Annotated in this window: 15 protein-coding genes; 10 read left to right on the top strand and 5 right to left on the bottom strand. The window is 40.9% G+C overall.

The features are described 5' to 3' along the window. Positions 1 to 196: 196 nt before the first annotated feature. The 8 genes from F993_RS05900 to F993_RS05935 all read left to right on the top strand — a co-directional run bounded on the left by F993_RS05900 (position 197) and on the right by F993_RS05935 (position 10,709). Positions 197 to 1,081: a hypothetical protein gene (locus tag F993_RS05900; protein WP_004655796.1), complete on the top strand. Its 885-nt coding sequence runs from the start codon at positions 197 to 199 to the stop codon at positions 1,079 to 1,081. A 225-nt stretch (positions 1,082 to 1,306) separates the two neighbouring features. Then, positions 1,307 to 2,896, top strand: coding sequence for a peptide chain release factor 3 (locus F993_RS05905; RefSeq protein WP_004655793.1), 1,590 nt, complete (start codon positions 1,307 to 1,309; stop codon positions 2,894 to 2,896). Between the two features lie 124 nt (positions 2,897 to 3,020). Beyond that, on the top strand, positions 3,021 to 3,848 hold the full coding sequence (locus F993_RS05910) for a hypothetical protein (protein WP_004655791.1): 828 nt from the start codon (positions 3,021 to 3,023) through the stop codon (positions 3,846 to 3,848). A 119-nt stretch (positions 3,849 to 3,967) separates the two neighbouring features. Beyond that, complete coding sequence (locus tag F993_RS05915; protein ID WP_004655789.1) at positions 3,968 to 4,882, top strand: RsiV family protein; 915 nt, start codon at positions 3,968 to 3,970, stop codon at positions 4,880 to 4,882. After that, a complete protein-coding gene (locus tag F993_RS05920; protein ID WP_004655787.1) occupies positions 4,882 to 5,697 on the top strand; it encodes a TatD family hydrolase in 816 nt (271 codons plus the stop codon). The genes F993_RS05915 and F993_RS05920 overlap by 1 nt, the downstream gene beginning before the upstream one ends. Before the next feature lie 126 nt (positions 5,698 to 5,823). After that, entirely contained in the window at positions 5,824 to 8,580 is a 2,757-nt protein-coding gene (gene acnA, locus F993_RS05925; RefSeq protein WP_004655786.1) for an aconitate hydratase AcnA, read from the top strand. A 109-nt stretch (positions 8,581 to 8,689) separates the two neighbouring features. Next, positions 8,690 to 9,877 carry an MFS transporter gene (locus F993_RS05930; protein WP_004655784.1) on the top strand — a complete coding sequence of 396 codons (1,188 nt, stop codon included), beginning with the start codon at positions 8,690 to 8,692 and terminating at the stop codon, positions 9,875 to 9,877. A 61-nt stretch (positions 9,878 to 9,938) separates the two neighbouring features. Beyond that, positions 9,939 to 10,709, top strand: coding sequence for a tRNA threonylcarbamoyladenosine dehydratase (locus F993_RS05935; protein WP_004655782.1), 771 nt, complete (start codon positions 9,939 to 9,941; stop codon positions 10,707 to 10,709). A gap of 13 nt (positions 10,710 to 10,722) precedes the next feature. Here F993_RS05935 and F993_RS05940 read toward each other — a convergent pair whose 3' ends face one another. Continuing rightward, complete coding sequence (locus tag F993_RS05940; protein ID WP_004655781.1) at positions 10,723 to 11,202, bottom strand: CHAP domain-containing protein; 480 nt, start codon at positions 11,200 to 11,202, stop codon at positions 10,723 to 10,725. 670 nt (positions 11,203 to 11,872) lie between these two features. Between F993_RS05940 and F993_RS05945 the strand changes: the two genes are divergently transcribed. Further along, positions 11,873 to 12,352 (top strand): copper resistance protein NlpE N-terminal domain-containing protein, encoded by a 480-nt coding sequence (locus tag F993_RS05945; RefSeq protein WP_004655778.1) that lies wholly within the window; start codon positions 11,873 to 11,875, stop codon positions 12,350 to 12,352. Between the two features lie 269 nt (positions 12,353 to 12,621). Here F993_RS05945 and dusA read toward each other — a convergent pair whose 3' ends face one another. Beyond that, positions 12,622 to 13,638, bottom strand: a complete 1,017-nt coding sequence (gene dusA, locus F993_RS05950) for a tRNA dihydrouridine(20/20a) synthase DusA (RefSeq protein WP_004655777.1) — start codon at positions 13,636 to 13,638, stop codon at positions 12,622 to 12,624. A gap of 133 nt (positions 13,639 to 13,771) precedes the next feature. On the opposite strand from dusA, the gene F993_RS05955 reads away from it, so the two are divergent. Further along, positions 13,772 to 14,920, top strand: coding sequence for a tyrosine-type recombinase/integrase (locus F993_RS05955; RefSeq protein WP_004655775.1), 1,149 nt, complete (start codon positions 13,772 to 13,774; stop codon positions 14,918 to 14,920). Here F993_RS05955 and F993_RS05960 read toward each other — a convergent pair. The 3 genes from F993_RS05960 to F993_RS05970 are packed head-to-tail and all read right to left on the bottom strand — an operon-like array spanning position 14,904 to position 17,407. Then, positions 14,904 to 15,179 (bottom strand): pyocin activator PrtN family protein, encoded by a 276-nt coding sequence (locus tag F993_RS05960; RefSeq protein WP_004655773.1) that lies wholly within the window; start codon positions 15,177 to 15,179, stop codon positions 14,904 to 14,906. The two genes, F993_RS05955 and F993_RS05960, sit on opposite strands and share 17 nt — an antisense overlap. Positions 15,180 to 15,184: 5 nt before the next feature. Beyond that, on the bottom strand, positions 15,185 to 16,174 hold the full coding sequence (locus F993_RS05965) for a hypothetical protein (protein WP_004655772.1): 990 nt from the start codon (positions 16,172 to 16,174) through the stop codon (positions 15,185 to 15,187). A 27-nt stretch (positions 16,175 to 16,201) separates the two neighbouring features. Next, positions 16,202 to 17,407, bottom strand: coding sequence for a YagK/YfjJ domain-containing protein (locus tag F993_RS05970; RefSeq protein ID WP_004655769.1), 1,206 nt, complete (start codon positions 17,405 to 17,407; stop codon positions 16,202 to 16,204). Positions 17,408 to 17,678: the final 271 nt, after the last annotated feature.

The following is a 17,678-nucleotide window of genomic DNA, read 5'->3' as shown; positions in this document are numbered from 1 at the left end:
ATGTTCCTCTTGGGTTGTTCTTTATCAGCATGGAGACAGCCCTTTTTTTATGAAAAATGACTTAAATAATAGTGGTTTGGAGTAATTAAAATATATTATCTATTTGGGTATCTGTTAAAATATTAAGGCGACAAGAGAACAGGTAATAGGATGTTATTTGTCAAAGATTCATAATAAATTTTAATGAGAAACGTTTATGGGACACGTAAATTTAAAACCTTCCTTAATCTTGGTTGGGGTTTTGATTTTAACAGGGTGCAAAGATGAGAATGGTAATTTTAGTGTAGGGGTGAGTTTGGGGGGGACTGGAACGGGGTCTGGAGGCCTGTCTGTTGGAACTGAAAATCCTGTACCAAAACCTCAGTCAGATGTTAAACCTGATCGTATGGAAGAAGATGGCTTGTTGTATGCGGTTGCATATCCAAACCCGATTACTCAAAACTGCGGTGGAATAGAGCGAACCATTCAGTTTGTACGTCATTATAGTCCACATATTCCCATGGTGATGGGAGATCGGATGGATCTTTTTGCAATGAATGATTCAATCCCTGTACGTTTAAAGCTCCAGGTTATAGTCAAAAATAAGACCTCGTTTCCAATTTATGAATATACCAATAGTTGTAAGGCAGCTTTTCAACTTACGGGTACAAAAACTGTTAAAACAACACAAACAGATTACTGTCTAAATGACGAAACAGTAAATGTGTATCAGCCAAATGAGTCACGAACATATTTCTACACCTTCAATTTGCCGAATATTTTACAGAATTGGACAGCAAGTTATCATGCACAATACGCTAAAAAATTCTATGCAGAGGATCAGGGTGCAAGTTATGACGAGGAAAGTATAAAAGATAGAACGCAATGTGATCCTCTCAGTACAATTTTGTTGTTGGATGAATATCCCTCAACCAGAGATGGCGCCCCACCTACTTCCAATCATGGAACTGAGAACGGCTCGGATTCAGGACAGACTGAAACTGCATCTTCCGAACCACCGATTTTTGGAGGATTTGATTTGGGAGGAGAAGATACAAATTCTCCTTTATTTGGGGGTTTTGGTTTAGGGGATGAGCTTTAAATCCATCAATCATAAAGAAGCCATCTGATGATGGTTTTTTTATTGGAGGGACTTAACAAGAGCCGAAGTTGCGGGGATTAATAGATAAAGTGTTAGGGGAAATGAAGACATATCAACAATCGATAAATCTGCTACAATTGCGCCAATTTTAAATTCTTTCGCATGCCATTCGTTCATGTCTTCGTTTACAGATACGAAATGGGTGCACTAGTGTAGATTTTTCTCATGTTTAAAGATGAATTAGCGGCACAGGTTGCCCAACGTCGCACCTTTGCGATTATTTCCCACCCCGATGCGGGTAAGACCACCATGACAGAAAAACTGTTGTTATGGGGTAAGGCGATTCAAGTTGCAGGTATGGTCAAAAGCCGTAAGTCTGACCGTTCTGCAACGTCGGACTGGATGGAAATGGAAAAAGAACGTGGTATCTCGATTACCACGTCGGTGATGCAGTTCCCTTATAAAAAGCACACCATTAACTTACTCGATACACCGGGACATGAAGACTTTTCGGAAGATACCTATCGTACCTTGACTGCAGTGGATTCTGCCTTAATGGTCATCGATGGCGCAAAAGGTGTCGAGGAACGTACCATTAAACTAATGGAAGTGTGTCGTATGCGCGACACACCAATCATTTCGTTTGTGAACAAAATGGACCGTGAAATTCGTGAGCCTCTAGAGTTGCTCGACGAAATTGAAAATGTCCTGAATATCCGTTGTGTGCCCATTACTTGGCCTTTAGGCATGGGGCGTGATTTTGCGGGTGTTTACAATCTGCTTGAAAACAAACTGTATGTTTATAAAGCAGGTTTTGGTTCAACCATTACCGATATTGAAGTGCGTGATGGTTATGATCATGCTGATATTCGTGAAAAAGTCGGTGAGTTGGCATGGTCATCATTTGAGGAATCACTTGAATTGGTGCAAATGGCCAATGAGCCATTAGACCGTGAGTTATTCTTGCAAGGTAAACAAACCCCTGTATTGTTCGGTACCGCGTTGGGTAACTTTGCGGTTGACCATGTGTTGGATACCTTTATTAATTGGGCGCCAGAGCCGAAAGCACATCCAACACAAGAACGTATTGTTGAAGCCAATGAAGAAGGTTTCACAGGCTTCGTATTTAAAATTCAAGCCAATATGGATCCGAAACACCGTGACCGTATTGCCTTTATGCGTATTTGCTCAGGTAAATATGAAAAAGGTTTGAAAATGAATCATGTACGTATCGGTAAAGATGTGCGTATCAGTGATGCATTAACCTTCCTTGCAGGTGAGCGTGAGCATCTAGAAGAAGCTTGGCCGGGTGATATCATTGGTTTGCATAACCACGGGACCATTCAGATTGGCGATACTTTTACCAGTGGTGAAGATCTGCATTTCACCGGGATTCCACACTTCGCACCTGAAATGTTCCGCCGTGTTCGCTTAAAAGATCCTTTGAAATCGAAGCAGCTACAAAAAGGTCTGAAAGAGTTATCGGAAGAAGGTGCAACTCAGGTCTTCATGCCACAGATCAGTAACGACCTGATTGTGGGTGCAGTTGGTGTGTTACAGTTTGATGTGGTGGCTTACCGCTTAAAAGAAGAATATAAGGTCGATTGTCTTTATGAACCAGTCAGTGTACATACCGTGCGCTGGGTACATTGTGATGATGACAAAATTCTGAATGAATTTAAGAAAAAAGCACATGACCAGCTTTCAGTGGATGGCGGTGGTCATCTGACTTATCTGGCACCAAGTCGTGTAAACTTGCAGTTAATGCAAGAACGCTGGCCAGACATTCAGTTCCGTAACACACGAGAACACTAGAATCTCCCTAAGTCTCTCTTTATGTAAGAGAGACTTTTTCACGAGTTCTATAACTATTTAGATTCGTGATGCTCCTCCCTTTTATAAAGTGAGGTTGGGAGGGATTAAAATAAAGGATGATGCGATGAACACTTTAAAACCACTTTTAGCTATCAGTATGATGATTGGCATGATGGCTTTAACCGCATGTGATCATCCGAATAAAAATGAAAGCACTGCAGAGCAGACCAAAGAACAGGCGGCTTCATCGGTCGAAAAAGCTGATGTTCTTCCTTACTTAAATATGAAAGAAGCCAAGGCCGATTATGCCTTGCCATTCTGTGAAAAAAAGAATTGTATTGATGTCGATATTCAGACCGTCAAAACCCAAGATGAATGGCTGAATGCGTGGATTGCCAAGAATCAGGCCAATGTGATTCAGCAACAAATTGAACAGAATAAGAATCTGACCTTACAGCAAGCCATTAATGCCTATGTGAAAAAGTCAGATGAATGGCAGGATAAATATTCCAAGAATAAAGCCTATGCGCTGCATCTCAGCACGCGTATTGCCTCACAGCGTAATCAATATGTGTTGTTGCAGATCGGGGTGGATACGCAACAAGAAGATATTGCGGTGAAAGATCGCTTCTACTTTTTTGTGGCAGATCGTAAGTTGCAAAAAAGTGTTAGCATTTTGGATGTGATTCAGAAAAATCAGCAAAATGCTTTAAACCAGATTATTCAAAGCCACTATCAAACATGGGTAGACAAGCAATCGGCAGAAGTCAAAAAGCAAGTGCCGAAAAAACTGTATTGGGGACAGGCTGATTGGTTCTTTGATGGAGAAGGCATTGGAGTACATTATCGTGCTAATGAAATCAGTAAAGATGCGCCACAACTAGATATTTATTTGACCACTGAACAAAGCAAGCAGATGCTACAAGCTGAAATTTACCAACAAATGTTCTAATAGAGTCAGAAATTGTTATTCTAAGTTTCGTATAGAAATTGCATGTGCCTGTAGCGGTTTTGCTTTAACTTCGATAGCATTTAAAAATCTTGTGTAATAACAATACTGATAGGTTTTAAATGAAAACAATTTCTAAATTTAGCGTCCTCGCATGTGCAATTCTGCTTGCCGCTTGCCAGCCGAAATCAGAGCCTAAAGAATCACAGGATAAACCGACCGATCCACCAGCGGTACAGCAAACTGCTGAGCCGATTTTGCGTGGTGAAACGGTGAAGCTACAGGTGACTTTACCTGAATGTAAAGGTAATGCCTGTCCAGATTTTACCGTTGAACGATTACAAAGTAATTTCCCATTTATTGACCAGTTACTGGATCAGCAAATTCTTGAGCAATTGGGCAAAATTTTAGATGTGGTTGATGCAGATGCTTCTGCTGCCTCGACACCTAAGACTGCCGAGAATAAATCGAGTTTGGATACTCAGGCACAAGCCTATGCCAACGCCTTTGTAAAAATTGACGAAGAGTTAAAAGCACTCAGTAGTAGTCATCAGATCAGCTTGATGATTAAGCCTAAAATTTTGCAACCTAAAGGAACATTGGCAACCGTGGTATTGAATAGCAGCAGTTATTTGGGGGGAGCGCATGGTTCAACCTCTCAACGTTACTATAACTTTGATTTAGCGAACCAAAAACAGATTCAGTTGCATGACCTATTATTGCCGAAGCAAAAAGCCACTTTAGATAAGTTGGCGCATGAAGCATTTAAAACATGGATTGTCGATTCAAAACTTGCAACTGATCCGAAAGAATATGAACAGGCTTGGCCTTTCCAAGTCACCGATAATTTCCTCTTGGGTGAGCAGGGTTTAATCCTGCAATATGGCGAATACGAGATTGGTCCATATGTGGTCGGGCTACCGCGTTTAGTGATTCCATTTAATGAGTTGCAGGGTGTATTAAAACCTGAATATTTACCAAAAATAGATACAGCGGCAGCGTCTACACCTGCTGCAAGTACGCCTAGTCAAAGTTAATGCAACTGTTTGATACCCATACCCATTTTGATGTTGCCGACTTTGATCATGATCGGCAACATCTGGCTGAACAAGCAAAACAGGTCGGGGTCGAGGCGTTGGTGTTAATCGGTTTTGTTGAGTCACGATTTGATGAACTGATCCACATCTATCAACAATTACACGCTTGGGACAAGGTGCCAATTTCTTATCTGGCACCTGGCTTGCATCCTTTTTATATCGAACAACATCAGCCAGAACATTTACAGCGGCTTGAGCAAGTCTTACAGCAGCAGGATTGTGTGGCAGTAGGTGAAATTGGTTTAGATACTTTTTTAAAACAACATAAACAACCCGAACTGTTTGCCAAGCAACAGCATTATTTTATTGAGCAATTGACATTGGCAACGCAGTATCAAAAACCAGTGTTATTACATATCCGTAAAGCACATGCAGAAAGTATTGCCATTTTAAAAGCACAAAAATTCAAATTAGGCGGAATTGCTCATGCGTTTAGCGGTGGGGTAGAAGAAGCCAAAGCCTTGGTTAAACTGGGCTTCAAAATCGGGGTGACAGGACAAATCACCAATCCAAATGCCAAAAAACTGCATCAAGTGGTGCAGGTGATTGGCAGCGAAAACTTGGTGATCGAAACCGATTGTCCAGATATGACACCGTTGTGTTGCCAAACTTCGACCGAGCACCGCACTCGTAATACCCCAGTCAACCTACCTTATGTTCTGGAAAGTTTGGCTCTGACCCTTGACCAGCCTGAGTTACAGCTGGCTGCACAATTATGGCAAAACTCATTGGCTGCATTGCGGCTCAAATTTTAAGAGAATAAGCAAATAATCTCGTTAAAAATAAGATACTAAAAGGGAACACATGCTTTTCTAAACAGAGGTACATTAAAAGAACAATTTGATAATAAACAAACCAGCCAATACTGGGAGGGCGACCTTATGGCCAGATATAGCAAAATCAATAGTTTCAATGCATTACAAACACTCAGCGTCGGTTCGAGATCCTATCAAATTTTTAGCTTGACGCGAGCAGCTCAAACCCTCGGTAATATTGAACGATTACCGAAGTCTTTAAAGGTTTTGCTAGAAAATTTACTCCGTTTTGAAGATCAAAAAAGTGTAAAAGTGGAGCATATTCAAGCGCTGGTCGATTGGCAAAAAAGCAAACGTTCAGATCAAGAAATTCAATATAGACCCGCACGGGTATTAATGCAGGATTTCACCGGTGTCCCTGCAGTGGTGGATCTGGCGGCGATGCGTGCTGCGATGGCACAGGCAGGCGGTGATCCTAATCTGATTAATCCTTTGTCACCCGTCGATTTAGTCATTGACCATTCGGTGATGGTGGATCATTTTGCTGATGAAAATGCCTTTGCCGAGAACGTTGAAATAGAAATGCAGCGTAATGGTGAGCGTTATCAATTCCTACGTTGGGGCCAATCTGCGTTTAATAATTTTAGTGTGGTGCCACCTGGTACCGGGATTTGTCACCAAGTCAACTTAGAATATTTAGCGCAAGCCGTTTGGTTAGGCGATGATGAAGGTCAGGTGTTTGCCTTTCCAGATACCTTGGTGGGAACAGACTCACATACCACCATGATCAATGGACTGGGAGTTTTAGGTTGGGGTGTGGGGGGGATTGAAGCCGAAGCAGCCATGCTCGGCCAGCCCGTATCGATGCTGATTCCAGAAGTCATCGGTTTTAAACTCACAGGCAAATTGAATGAAGGCATTACTGCAACTGATTTGGTGCTTACCATTACCCAAATGCTGCGTCAAAAAGGCGTGGTGGGTAAATTCGTTGAATTTTATGGCGATGGTTTGGCTGATTTACCATTGGCTGATCGCGCGACCATTGCCAATATGGCACCTGAATATGGGGCAACCTGTGGTTTCTTCCCGATTGATGATGTGACATTGGGATATTTAGCCCTGACGGGACGCAAACAAGAACGTATAGATTTAGTAGAAGCTTATAGTAAGGAGCAAGGGCTATGGCGTCATACAGGGGATGAACCTGTATTTACCGATACCTTGAGTCTGGATATGAGTACCGTACAAGCCAGTCTGGCGGGGCCAAAGCGCCCACAAGATCGGGTTTTGTTGGGCGATGTTCCGAAAACGTTTAATGCGTTGATGGAACTGAATCTCAAACCAGCCAAAGAAGCCAAAGAACGTTTGGAGAATGAAGGTGGTGGAGGTACTGCTGTTGAAGCCAAGAAAGCGAATTTAGCGCATGAAGAACCCTCTTGCATCATTGAAGGTAAATCTTATCCATTGAATCATGGTGATGTGGTGATTTCCGCAATTACCTCTTGTACCAATACCTCGAATCCAAGTGTCATGCTGGCAGCAGGTTTGCTGGCGAAAAAAGCCATTGAAAAAGGCCTGCAACGCAAACCATGGGTGAAAAGTTCATTGGCACCAGGTTCTAAAGTGGTGACTGATTATCTGGATGCGGCAGGTTTAACGCCGTACTTGGATGAGTTGGGCTATAACTTGGTGGGTTATGGTTGTACTACCTGTATTGGTAACTCAGGGCCTTTACCTGAACCGATTGAAGAAGCAATCCAATGCCATGATCTGAATGTGGCTTCGGTGCTTTCAGGTAACCGTAACTTTGAGGGGCGTGTTCATCCTTTAGTGAAAACCAACTGGTTGGCTTCACCGCCACTGGTGGTGGCTTATGGTCTAGCGGGGAATATCCGTACCGATTTAACCACCCAGCCGATTGGGCAAGACCAAAATGGAAAAGATGTCTATTTGAAAGATATTTGGCCGAGTCAGATTGAAATTGATCAGGTCTTGCAAAAAGTGAATACCGACATGTTCCATAAAGAATATGCAGCAGTATTTGATGGTGATGCAACTTGGCAGGCGATTCAGATTCCACAAAGCCAAACCTATGCTTGGCAAGATAACTCGACTTACATTCGCCATCCGCCATTTTTTGAAGAAATTAATCAACCACCCAAAGCCATTAGTAATATTGAACAGGCACGGATCTTGGCAGTATTGGGAGACTCGGTTACAACAGATCATATTTCTCCAGCAGGAAATATCAAGAAAGACAGCCCCGCAGGACGCTATTTACAGCAGCAGGGGGTTGAGCCAAAAGACTTCAACTCCTACGGTTCTCGACGCGGTAACCATGAAGTGATGATGCGCGGGACTTTTGCCAATATCCGAATCAAGAATGAAATGCTGGGTGGTGAAGAAGGTGGCAATACTATCTTTATTCCAACGGGTGAAAAGCAGGCCATCTATGATGCATCCATGCTGTACCAGCAACAGCAAACTCCATTGGTGATTATTGCAGGTAAGGAGTATGGAACGGGTTCGTCACGAGACTGGGCTGCAAAAGGGACCAATCTCTTAGGCGTTAAAGCGGTCATTGCTGAAAGTTTCGAACGGATTCATCGTTCGAATCTGGTCGGGATGGGCGTATTACCTTTGCAGTTTGTAGATGGGCAAACCCGTCAATCCTTGAACCTCACTGGTCGTGAAGTACTGTCGATTCATGGATTATCTGATGATATCCAACCGCATCAAACTTTAGATATTCAGGTACAGCGAGAAGATGGCAGTCAAGAGCAGTTTAAAGTGTTATGCCGCATTGATACCTTGAATGAGGTGGAATACTTTAAAGCAGGTGGTATCTTGCATTATGTATTACGCAATCTGATTGCCGCATAACGGAACACCCATTTAAATCAAAGATGAAAGCTGGTCTTTCATCTTTTTTATTTGAATTTCAAGCATTCAGCGTTAAGGTAGTCAGGCCCGATTAAATTGGATAAAGGCTTTGAATCAGTTACCTCGCTATGTTTATTATCTTTTGGTTGCACAGGCCTTTAACCTCATTGCCGCAGTGTTGTCGGTGACGGTATCTGCAATCGTTGGCTTGAAATTAGCGCCTACTCAGGCACTGGCTACAGTCCCTTATGGTTTACAGTTTTTAGCGATGTTACTGACCACCTTTATTTTTTCATTTTTGATGAAAAAGCTCGGGCGGCATTTGGTATTTCAATTTGGTTGTGTCTGTCTTTTCTTTGCTGGTGTTCTCGGTTATTTAGCCCTACAGCAGCAACAATTTTACTTATTGTGCCTGAGCCATTTTTCACTGGGTTTATTTATTTCTACCGCTAATTTTTATCGCTTTGCTGCCTCTGATCGGCTGGCAACAGATTTAATTTCGAAAGCTACCGCGATGGTGATTTCGGGTGGTGTGATCGCTGCGGTGATTGCACCGATGTTGGCAATTCAATTTCAACAGGTAGCAGGTTTCCCCGATTTCACTGCGATCTATTTCATCTTTAGTGTCTTGGCCTTGTTGCTCTCTCCGATCTTGTATCTATGGAACAAAAAATTCCAACGCCAGCAGATACAGCAAGTGCTGATTGAACCAATTCAGCGTGCCAAATTGCCGAGCACTTTGATTATCGCTGCGGTGATCAGCGGTGCATTTGCCTACTATATTATGAATGTCATGATGATTATGTCCTCCTTGCATCTCAAGGAACATCACTCATTTCATTATGCTTCGATCTCGATTCAGCTACATGTATTGGCGATGTTTATTCCATCCTTCTTTGTCTCTAAACTGATTCAAAAATGGGGCACATACACCACGATTTATCTGGGCTTTGCTTTGCTGATGCTATCGTCCCTGATCCCAATGTTTGGCCAAGTTGGAATCTATATTAATGCTGCCTTGATCGTTCTGGGCGTGGGCTGGAATTTTGCTTATTCAGGCGCATCAACGTTACTAGCTGGTCTTAACGAGCAGCAAAAACATCGTGTCCAAGGCATTAATGAAACAGGAATTGCCTTATTTGCGACCTTAGGGGCATTTTTACCTGCACCGATTTTGAGTAGCCTTGGATGGATCAATGCAAACTTGTTGGCTTTATGCATGAGCCTAATCGTTTTTATCTTGTTGGTGATTTTAATCCGCCGAGATCAGCCATCAAGTAAAGTTTCACTGGGCTAACCTAAAACCAGTTAAACACGTTAAAATAGTGCTTTGAATGAAAAGATAGACCTCGACTGTGATGACCGATGTTCCTGTAAATGATGAATATGAGCGCCGTTTTGCTGGTGTTGCCAAAATTTATGGAGAAAATGCCTTTTCGCATTATGAACATAGTCATGTCATGGTGATTGGGATTGGTGGGGTTGGGAGTTGGGCGGTTGAAGCACTGGCACGTACCGGGATTGGTGAGCTGACCTTAGTCGATATGGATGTGGTGGCTGCATCGAATATTAACCGTCAATTGCCTGCGATGAGTTCGACACTCGGTCAAGAAAAAATCGAAGTGATGGCGGAACGTTGTCGCCAGATCAATCCACGCATGAAAGTGAATGTGATTGATGACTATCTGACGCCTGATAATGTCAAAGAAATTTTAAATCCAGTACCAAGCATTGTTCTGGATTGTATCGATGATGTCAAAGCTAAACTTGCCTTGATGTTGCATTGTCGTTTTAACAAAATCCCGCTGATTGTTTCAGGTGGTGCGGGTGGCAAACTTGACCCACTGAAAATTCGTGTCGCAGATTTGTCCAAGACCGAACAAGATCCCATGTTGGCAAAGTTACGTACCCAACTGCGTTCTATGGGGATTTGCAAAAAGCCAAAAGAGAAATTTGGCATCACTTGCGTGTATTCGATTGATAACCCATTTTCCAGTGCGGATGTTTGTCCAAGTGCGGGTCTGCGCTGCGGAGGATATGGTTCGGCGGTGGTGGTGACTTCTAGTTTTGCCATGGTCGCCGTTGCAGAAGTCCTAAAAAAGCTGGATAAAAAATCAGGGCTGAAATAATTGCCCCAATAAATTAAGCCTGTGGATATTGCGGCGCTAAGCGGTAATAGGTATACGTCACATTTGGGTCTTTATATACGTCATAACTGCTTTGCTTAAAATCAGAAACCCATTGTGAACCTGTAAAGCCAGCAATGTGCCCATAGCGATGCTTTTTAGTGCGGTGGATAATGTAAATATCACCAGGCTGTGGGTTGTTAAATTCAGGTGTAATTTGCTGATAACCAATCTGTTGTAGAGTACGACCCCAGTCTGACGCAGCCACTGGATGCTGAACAATATTCGCACCTGCTGACTGTAGGGCGATTCTGACAAATTTAGCGCATTGTGATGAACTACGATAAGACGCTCTTTTTGCCAATTTCTGAGAGAATTTATCAACATCAATTGCTGGTACTGATGCAGGCTTCGGCATTTCTCGATAAGGAATAACCACCTGTTGCGAGGGTGGGTGAATCATACTGTGATCGACTGAAGGTACATCATAAATCATTGTGCATCTCTACCGCATTTTCAAAACAACTGAACGTGTGCCAGAATTTATTACGGCGCCCATAGTAAGCGATAAATCTTAAAAAAACTAAAATGTAACGTAATAATATAACATTTGAGCGGATATAAAGATCACTTAGCGAAATTGCTATTTAAGAATCTTTTTCATTATCAGTAAGTTGTTGGTTGATTAGTTTAGATAAAATGATTTGTAAGATTATATTTCATTTTTGGTTAAAAAATAGGCATATTGGTGTGGGTATTTGATTTGCTTTGATGCTTGGTTTTTTATGTAAACTAATGTTTTACATCATGATATGTGGTAAATTGTTTGAAGTGATTTGTCCTGCGCAATCTTCTAATCTTCATCAACATAGGGCAATGAATTCAGTGATATATCAAAGATTTTGTTTTGAATAGCTGAGTGTTTAAAATATTCAGTTCAATATTGCGATGCTTAATGGTGAATACTTCAGTATAAATCTTCTTATTTTGAATAAAATCAGAGCCATTTCCTAAGACTGCTTTTTGCATAAAATCTAAAAATATTCCTTTGGCTGACATCCGTATTGCCGCACTTGCTATGACATCATCCCTGAACGTATAGTGATGCGCTGTGTTGTGTTGAAGCTGCGCTGAATGTTAAATATTGAGTTTGAGGGAAATCGTATATGAAAAGGACATTACTGACTTCCTTTGTTTTTGCCAGTATCAGTTTGGGATGTTCACAGTCGAATGAGGCAAAAAATCAAAGCAATACGCAAGCACAAACGCCAGATGTACACTCAAATAAGCAATATTTCGTCAATCATCCTGAGCTTAAGGCATGGGTCGGGCATTATTCTGGTGTGGTTCCATGTGCGACTTGCGTAACCAGTTGTGATGGCTGTTTGGGTACAGGAATTGATCTTAAAATCAAGGTAGATCAAACCTTTGTCTTGGAACAACGCAATAATAATGATAATAGCCCAGCTAAAATTTATGCAGGACAATTTAAGTTTCTGGATAATGATCAATTAAAGATTCAGCTACAAGGTGTTCCCACCCGCAATATGATTATGTTAGGTGATGAACTGACTGAAATCATTGATACAAAAACACAGCTGCCTTTTGATTCTTATGAAGAGTTTCAGTTAGCTAAAAAAGCTTAACTTTGGTTGTTTTTATATTGAAAGGGTGTCTGCATATCGACACTGCACATATTTACATTTTGTAGATCGAAAGAACCTGCCCTCAAGGGACATCAATTTTGGTTGCTTCTGGAAGATGCAATTGCGAAATTACACTTGAGCATAACCATGAGTTTTAGTGATTAAGCTCAAGGGATTGATGAGACCTTTGAATTGATCGCACAGCGATGGTGGAACATAGGGGATTACGCTATGTTCCTATGCAGAAAAGTGATGTTTAGCAGATCAGATTAGTTCTGATGTTCTTTTATATAATCTTCGGTACGTTGCATTGCAGCCTGAATATTTTGAATAGCATTCTCAATATCGGCGATGGTTTTGGCATTCCCACCACTCAGTGCCTGACGCCATTTACGGGCACCTGGTAGGTTTTGAAATAAGCCCAAAATATGACGGGTAATGATTGAAAGCGGTGCACCTTCGGCCACACGTTGATGAATATAAGGCATCATTTGCTGCATGATCTCAAAACGATCAGGTGCTTCCAAATTCCAGAGTTGGCCCATCTCTGCCAATAGATACGGATTGTGATAAGCCTCACGACCAATCATGACCCCATCAACATGCTGTAAATGTTGCTGTGTTTCTTCAAAGGTTTTAATACCGCCATTAATCTCAATGGTGAGGTGCGGGCGTTCTTGTTTAAGGCGATAAACATCGTCATAACGTAAGGGTGGGACTTCACGGTTCTCTTTGGGAGATAAGCCCTGCAAGATGGCAATACGCGCATGCACGATAAAATGGGTACAGCCTGTTGCCGCCACAGTATCAACAAAATGCAACATCTCTTCATAAGACTGCATGTCATCAATCCCGATACGATGTTTCACCGTCACCGGAATTGAAACAGCTTTTTGCATACTGTGAATACATTCGGCAACGAGGTTGGGCTCAGCCATTAGGCATGCACCAATTTTATTATTTTGTACACGATCACTTGGGCAGCCTACGTTTAAATTGACTTCGTTATAACCCCAGTCTTCAGCCATTTTGGTACAGGTGGCCAACTCTTGTGGATTAGAACCACCGAGTTGCAGCACAATGGGCTGTTCTTGTTGATTGAAGTCGAGATGACGATTGGCACCGCCATAAATAATTGCACCCGTGGTCACCATTTCGGTATAGAGCACCACATTCGGATTAAAAAGACGTGCAAAGAAACGATAGTCTTTTGTTGTCCAATCCATCATCGGTGCCACACTGATTCTTGGATTACTAATGGTTTCAAGGTTTTTGTTAATAGTCATTTAAAATCATACCCTTAAATATAGTATTTGAATCTGCGCGAACGCATGGTAACACCAGTGAATGTAGGTTTTGCTGTTTGCATTTACACCAAATTTTACACCATAATGGAAAAAATAGTTCATGGTGTAAATTATGGGGTCTGTTACAGCTAGAAAAGGTGCAGAGGGTAGTGTGACTTACCGTGCTGCTATCCGTATCAATCGAAAGGGATATCCTACCTATTCTGAGAGCAAAACGTTCCATTCGAAGAAAATGGCCGAAAACTGGCTTAAGAAAAGAGAAGTTGAGATTCAAGAAAATCCAGATATTTTGTTAGGTAAAGAACAGCTTATAGACCTAACCTTGGCAGATGCCATTGATAAATATTTGGAAGAAGTTGGGAGCGAGTACGGAAGGACGAAACGCTATTCTCTACTCTTAATTAAGAAATTTCCGATAGCGCGCAATATTATCACAAAAATAAAATCAGTACATTTGGCTGATCATGTCGCATTAAGAAAAGCTGGGATTCCTCACTTGGATTTAGATCCAATTGCAACAAGTACACAGCAACATGAGCTGCTTCATATTCGTGGTGTCTTAGCTCATGCCGCTGTGATGTGGGACATGGATATTGATTTAAATAGTTTTGATAAAGCCACCGCGCAGCTAAGAAAAACCCGCCAAATCTCTTCTAGTAAGAAGAGGGATAGGTTGCCAACCAATGCGGAATTAATAGCTTTAACAAGGTATTTTGTCGAGCGCTGGAAAATTAATAGGTATGGGACGAAGTACCCGATGCATTTAGTTATCTGGTTTGCCATCTTTTCTTGTAGACGTGAAGCAGAATTAACCCGTTTAAGTTTAGATGATTATGATCAGCATCATTCATCTTGGAAAGTTCATGATTTGAAAAATCCTAATGGCTCAAAAGGAAACCACAAGACATTTGATGTCTTAGAACCCTGCAGAACGATGATTGACCGTTTAATGGATCATGAGGTTCGTAGCAGAATGCTTCAATTAGGTCACAATGAAAATTTACTTTTACCTCTGAATGCCAAGAGTTTGGGTAAAGAGTTTAGAGAGGCTTGCAAAATGCTAGGGATTGAAGATCTGCGCTTTCATGATTTAAGACATGAAGGATGTACTAGACTTGCAGAACAAAGCTTTACGATTCCTGAAATTCAAAAAGTAAGTTTGCATGATTCTTGGAGTAGTTTGCAGCGTTATGTTTCCGTAAAGGCAAGAAGAAATGTAATGCAGTTGGAAGAGGTGCTACGCCTCATTGATGAAACGTAGCAAAGTCTTTTGAGGCTTCTGAATATTGTTTATCTAAAACATCAGCAAGATCTTTGACGTGCACGAGAAAAGGTGCACGCTTGCTTTTATCTATTTTGAACACTGAGAAAGGAAATTCACAGTTATTTGCTTTTCTCAAGGCTTCTGCCTTACTCAAATGTGGATAGTAGTCTGAGACAACTGTCATTAGATCAACTGTCATAGAGCGATATTTCATGAATAAGTAGTCAACTGTTTCTAACTTAATTACAGCTCCCATATTTACTATTCCTTCAGCTTTGATTGGTAGAAGTTGCCTGTGTAACTCTTCCAGTCAAAACATATGCCATTTGCTTTATAGCTGTAAAACTCCAAGTGAGTGTGCAGCAAATCGAGTTTCTTCTTCCATTCTTTCAAAGCTAAGCCATTACCCATATAACAGTTTAGTGATGTGATACTTGGCTCGGGATAAAAGCTAGAATTTAAAAGTTCAACTTTGGCCATATCGACCCAAAGTGTTTTTAAATAAGTTTGATAGTCTTCTTCAGTTTTAACCAAATAAACCAAAATTTGTCCAGTTATCTTTCCGTGAATGCTTTTTATTACACGCCACTGTATATCACACAGCTTTTGATGGAAGACAGGCGCTGCATGGATATTTCTTAGGTATGCTTTTAGAGCCTTAATAGCATTTTTTTCATTAGAACTTACAGGCTCCGTGCTGAGTAAAGTGGGGTAGGTCCAAAGCGGTAACTCAAGCTGATAGCAGGCCAGTTCTTGATTCTTGTTCAATAATTGGCTGAAATACTTTTTCTGTTGGTTGGTTTGTTCTCTGATTGGGGTAACTCTTTTAACTAGTCTTAGAGCACATTTGTTGTACGTAAGGGCAAATTTAATGCGAGTAACAGTGTTCAGAAAATATTCAGGACCTAAAAATATGTAATTTCCACAGAGAAATTGTTCATGCACAGGATTGGATACTTCTTCAAAAATTACTTGAATATAATGATTGAATTCCAATGACTGATCGATACTTAAGCGTAGCTGAGCGATAGAAGGTAGTAAATTGAAAAATGCTATACATTCTGGGCTTAGTTTCGTCTGTTTCTTATCCGTAAATGTCTTAAAAGAATCTTGTTCCATGCGGATGAGAGCTTTCTGCACTGAGGTTAAAACTTCAACTTCAGTCTGATCAACTGAGTGATAAAAAGGGCTTAGTTTCAACTGTGGTATGTTGGACCAATTATTAGGTAAAAGAGTAATAGCTTGATTCATTGTGTATTCCTAGAGTATTCGTGAAGTTTAAATTTTGACTGGACGTCCAAGTTTTTTACGGGTACTACGTGTACGGCCTGTATCAAAAGTTTTTTTGTTCAAAATACTTTTATGCACAATAAACTGATCTTTTTTACAGAAATACCTCACAACTACATTCAATAAACGATCATATTTAGTATGGTCATTCCGTTCTAACCGACCAACTACAATGTCTTTGTAGTGCTTCAAATGCTTTGTAGAGTGGCAATTGAAGTAACAGTTCTTACCTCCAATCGTTTTATCCCACATTTCACCGATCATTTGAGCAAGCTTGATGTCATGACTGTGCTTTCTGCCACATAAAAATATGATCAAATGATAGTGGAATGATTTTGCAAAACCATATTCAAGCTTCCAGATATAACCATTGAGTTTCAATAATCTACTTCTTCTCATTTTCTGTGTGAAGCGATCAAAGCAAGACTTCAACTCAGGAACATCTATATTCTTGAGTTCCGGTGAAAGACATAAATCCAAGCGGATAACGACTAAACGTCCGTTATCCTGCCTTAATTCAGAAAGGTATTTTTTAGCACTTTCAAAGTGATTGGCGGCACGCCTAACCCGTATACGAATAGCTTCTTTGAAAACAGGGCCATTAATATTTTTATATACGTCAAAATTTATTTGATTAAGGATGTCGGCAACAGTAACTTGTTTGAAACATCCGTTCTCGTCTTGGAGTGCAATCTTTGCAGATGGTGCATTCCATAGATTGATTAGATCAAATTGGTATGGCCAGAACTTGTTTACAGCTTCCATAACACAATTGTAATGTTCGCTTTTGTAGTCACCTTCACTGATATCTTCAGACATGAAAATTTGCTTATAGTGACTAAGGAGTATTGAATCCGTAACAAAGAATCGTTGTGATGATAAAGAAGATTCGTGTTTGGTATACAAAAAACACTCATCATGACTGCTAACTCTTTGTGTGATCCAATAACAGAAAAAATGTAGAAGCATATGCTTATCCTCAGGTAGCACTAGAGGAGAGCGCTTTTCTTGGTCATGTGTGAACAAGCTATCCGCTAAGGTTAAGGTGTGATGCTTGTCCAAGACATTTGAGGCATTACCATGATTAGCCTCAAAAATGTCTAGATCATCGTCTAAAGACACAATATTGGGTCTTTTCCATGGAGTAATTGGTTTTCTTACTCGAGGATGAGTTGGATGGGCTAATACTCCCATGTATGGTCTCCTTGTATATCTAATATTATTCAGATATAACTCATAGTTAATTGGTGGTTGTAGTTGTAAAATATTGATTAATATTGTTAATTGTATAAGTACCACACAGAGAGACACCCCATTTCAGAACACTTTTAGTAGCGGCGTATGTGTATATACGGGTAAAATTTGCTAGATGGTGTTCAAAAATCATTGAAATGATATTGCCGAAATTTTGGCTTATGGCTAGCGACCAATGTGATAATTTTTTAAGTTGGAGCATCGTACTGTC

It is taken from the genome of Acinetobacter proteolyticus (assembly GCF_000367945.1).
Taxonomy (GTDB): Bacteria; Pseudomonadota; Gammaproteobacteria; order Pseudomonadales; family Moraxellaceae; genus Acinetobacter; species Acinetobacter proteolyticus.
This window is presented reverse-complemented; position numbering and strand designations above follow the sequence as displayed.

Excerpts from the sequence above, each read along its gene's own strand:
- F993_RS05900 (WP_004655796.1), top strand. The coding sequence starts at position 197 with ATGGGACACGTAAATTTAAAACCTTCCTTAATCTTGGTTGGGGTTTTG.
- F993_RS05905 (WP_004655793.1), top strand. The coding sequence starts at position 1,307 with ATGTTTAAAGATGAATTAGCGGCACAGGTTGCCCAACGTCGCACCTTT.
- F993_RS05910 (WP_004655791.1), top strand. The coding sequence starts at position 3,021 with ATGAACACTTTAAAACCACTTTTAGCTATCAGTATGATGATTGGCATG.
- F993_RS05915 (WP_004655789.1), top strand. The coding sequence starts at position 3,968 with ATGAAAACAATTTCTAAATTTAGCGTCCTCGCATGTGCAATTCTGCTT.
- F993_RS05920 (WP_004655787.1), top strand. The coding sequence starts at position 4,882 with ATGCAACTGTTTGATACCCATACCCATTTTGATGTTGCCGACTTTGAT.
- acnA (WP_004655786.1), top strand. The coding sequence starts at position 5,824 with ATGGCCAGATATAGCAAAATCAATAGTTTCAATGCATTACAAACACTC.
- F993_RS05935 (WP_004655782.1), top strand. The coding sequence starts at position 9,939 with ATGACCGATGTTCCTGTAAATGATGAATATGAGCGCCGTTTTGCTGGT.
- F993_RS05940 (WP_004655781.1), bottom strand. The coding sequence starts at position 11,202 with ATGATTTATGATGTACCTTCAGTCGATCACAGTATGATTCACCCACCC.
- F993_RS05945 (WP_004655778.1), top strand. The coding sequence starts at position 11,873 with ATGAAAAGGACATTACTGACTTCCTTTGTTTTTGCCAGTATCAGTTTG.
- dusA (WP_004655777.1), bottom strand. The coding sequence starts at position 13,638 with ATGACTATTAACAAAAACCTTGAAACCATTAGTAATCCAAGAATCAGT.
- F993_RS05955 (WP_004655775.1), top strand. The coding sequence starts at position 13,772 with ATGGGGTCTGTTACAGCTAGAAAAGGTGCAGAGGGTAGTGTGACTTAC.
- F993_RS05960 (WP_004655773.1), bottom strand. The coding sequence starts at position 15,179 with ATGGGAGCTGTAATTAAGTTAGAAACAGTTGACTACTTATTCATGAAA.
- F993_RS05965 (WP_004655772.1), bottom strand. The coding sequence starts at position 16,174 with ATGAATCAAGCTATTACTCTTTTACCTAATAATTGGTCCAACATACCA.
- F993_RS05970 (WP_004655769.1), bottom strand. The coding sequence starts at position 17,407 with ATGGGAGTATTAGCCCATCCAACTCATCCTCGAGTAAGAAAACCAATT.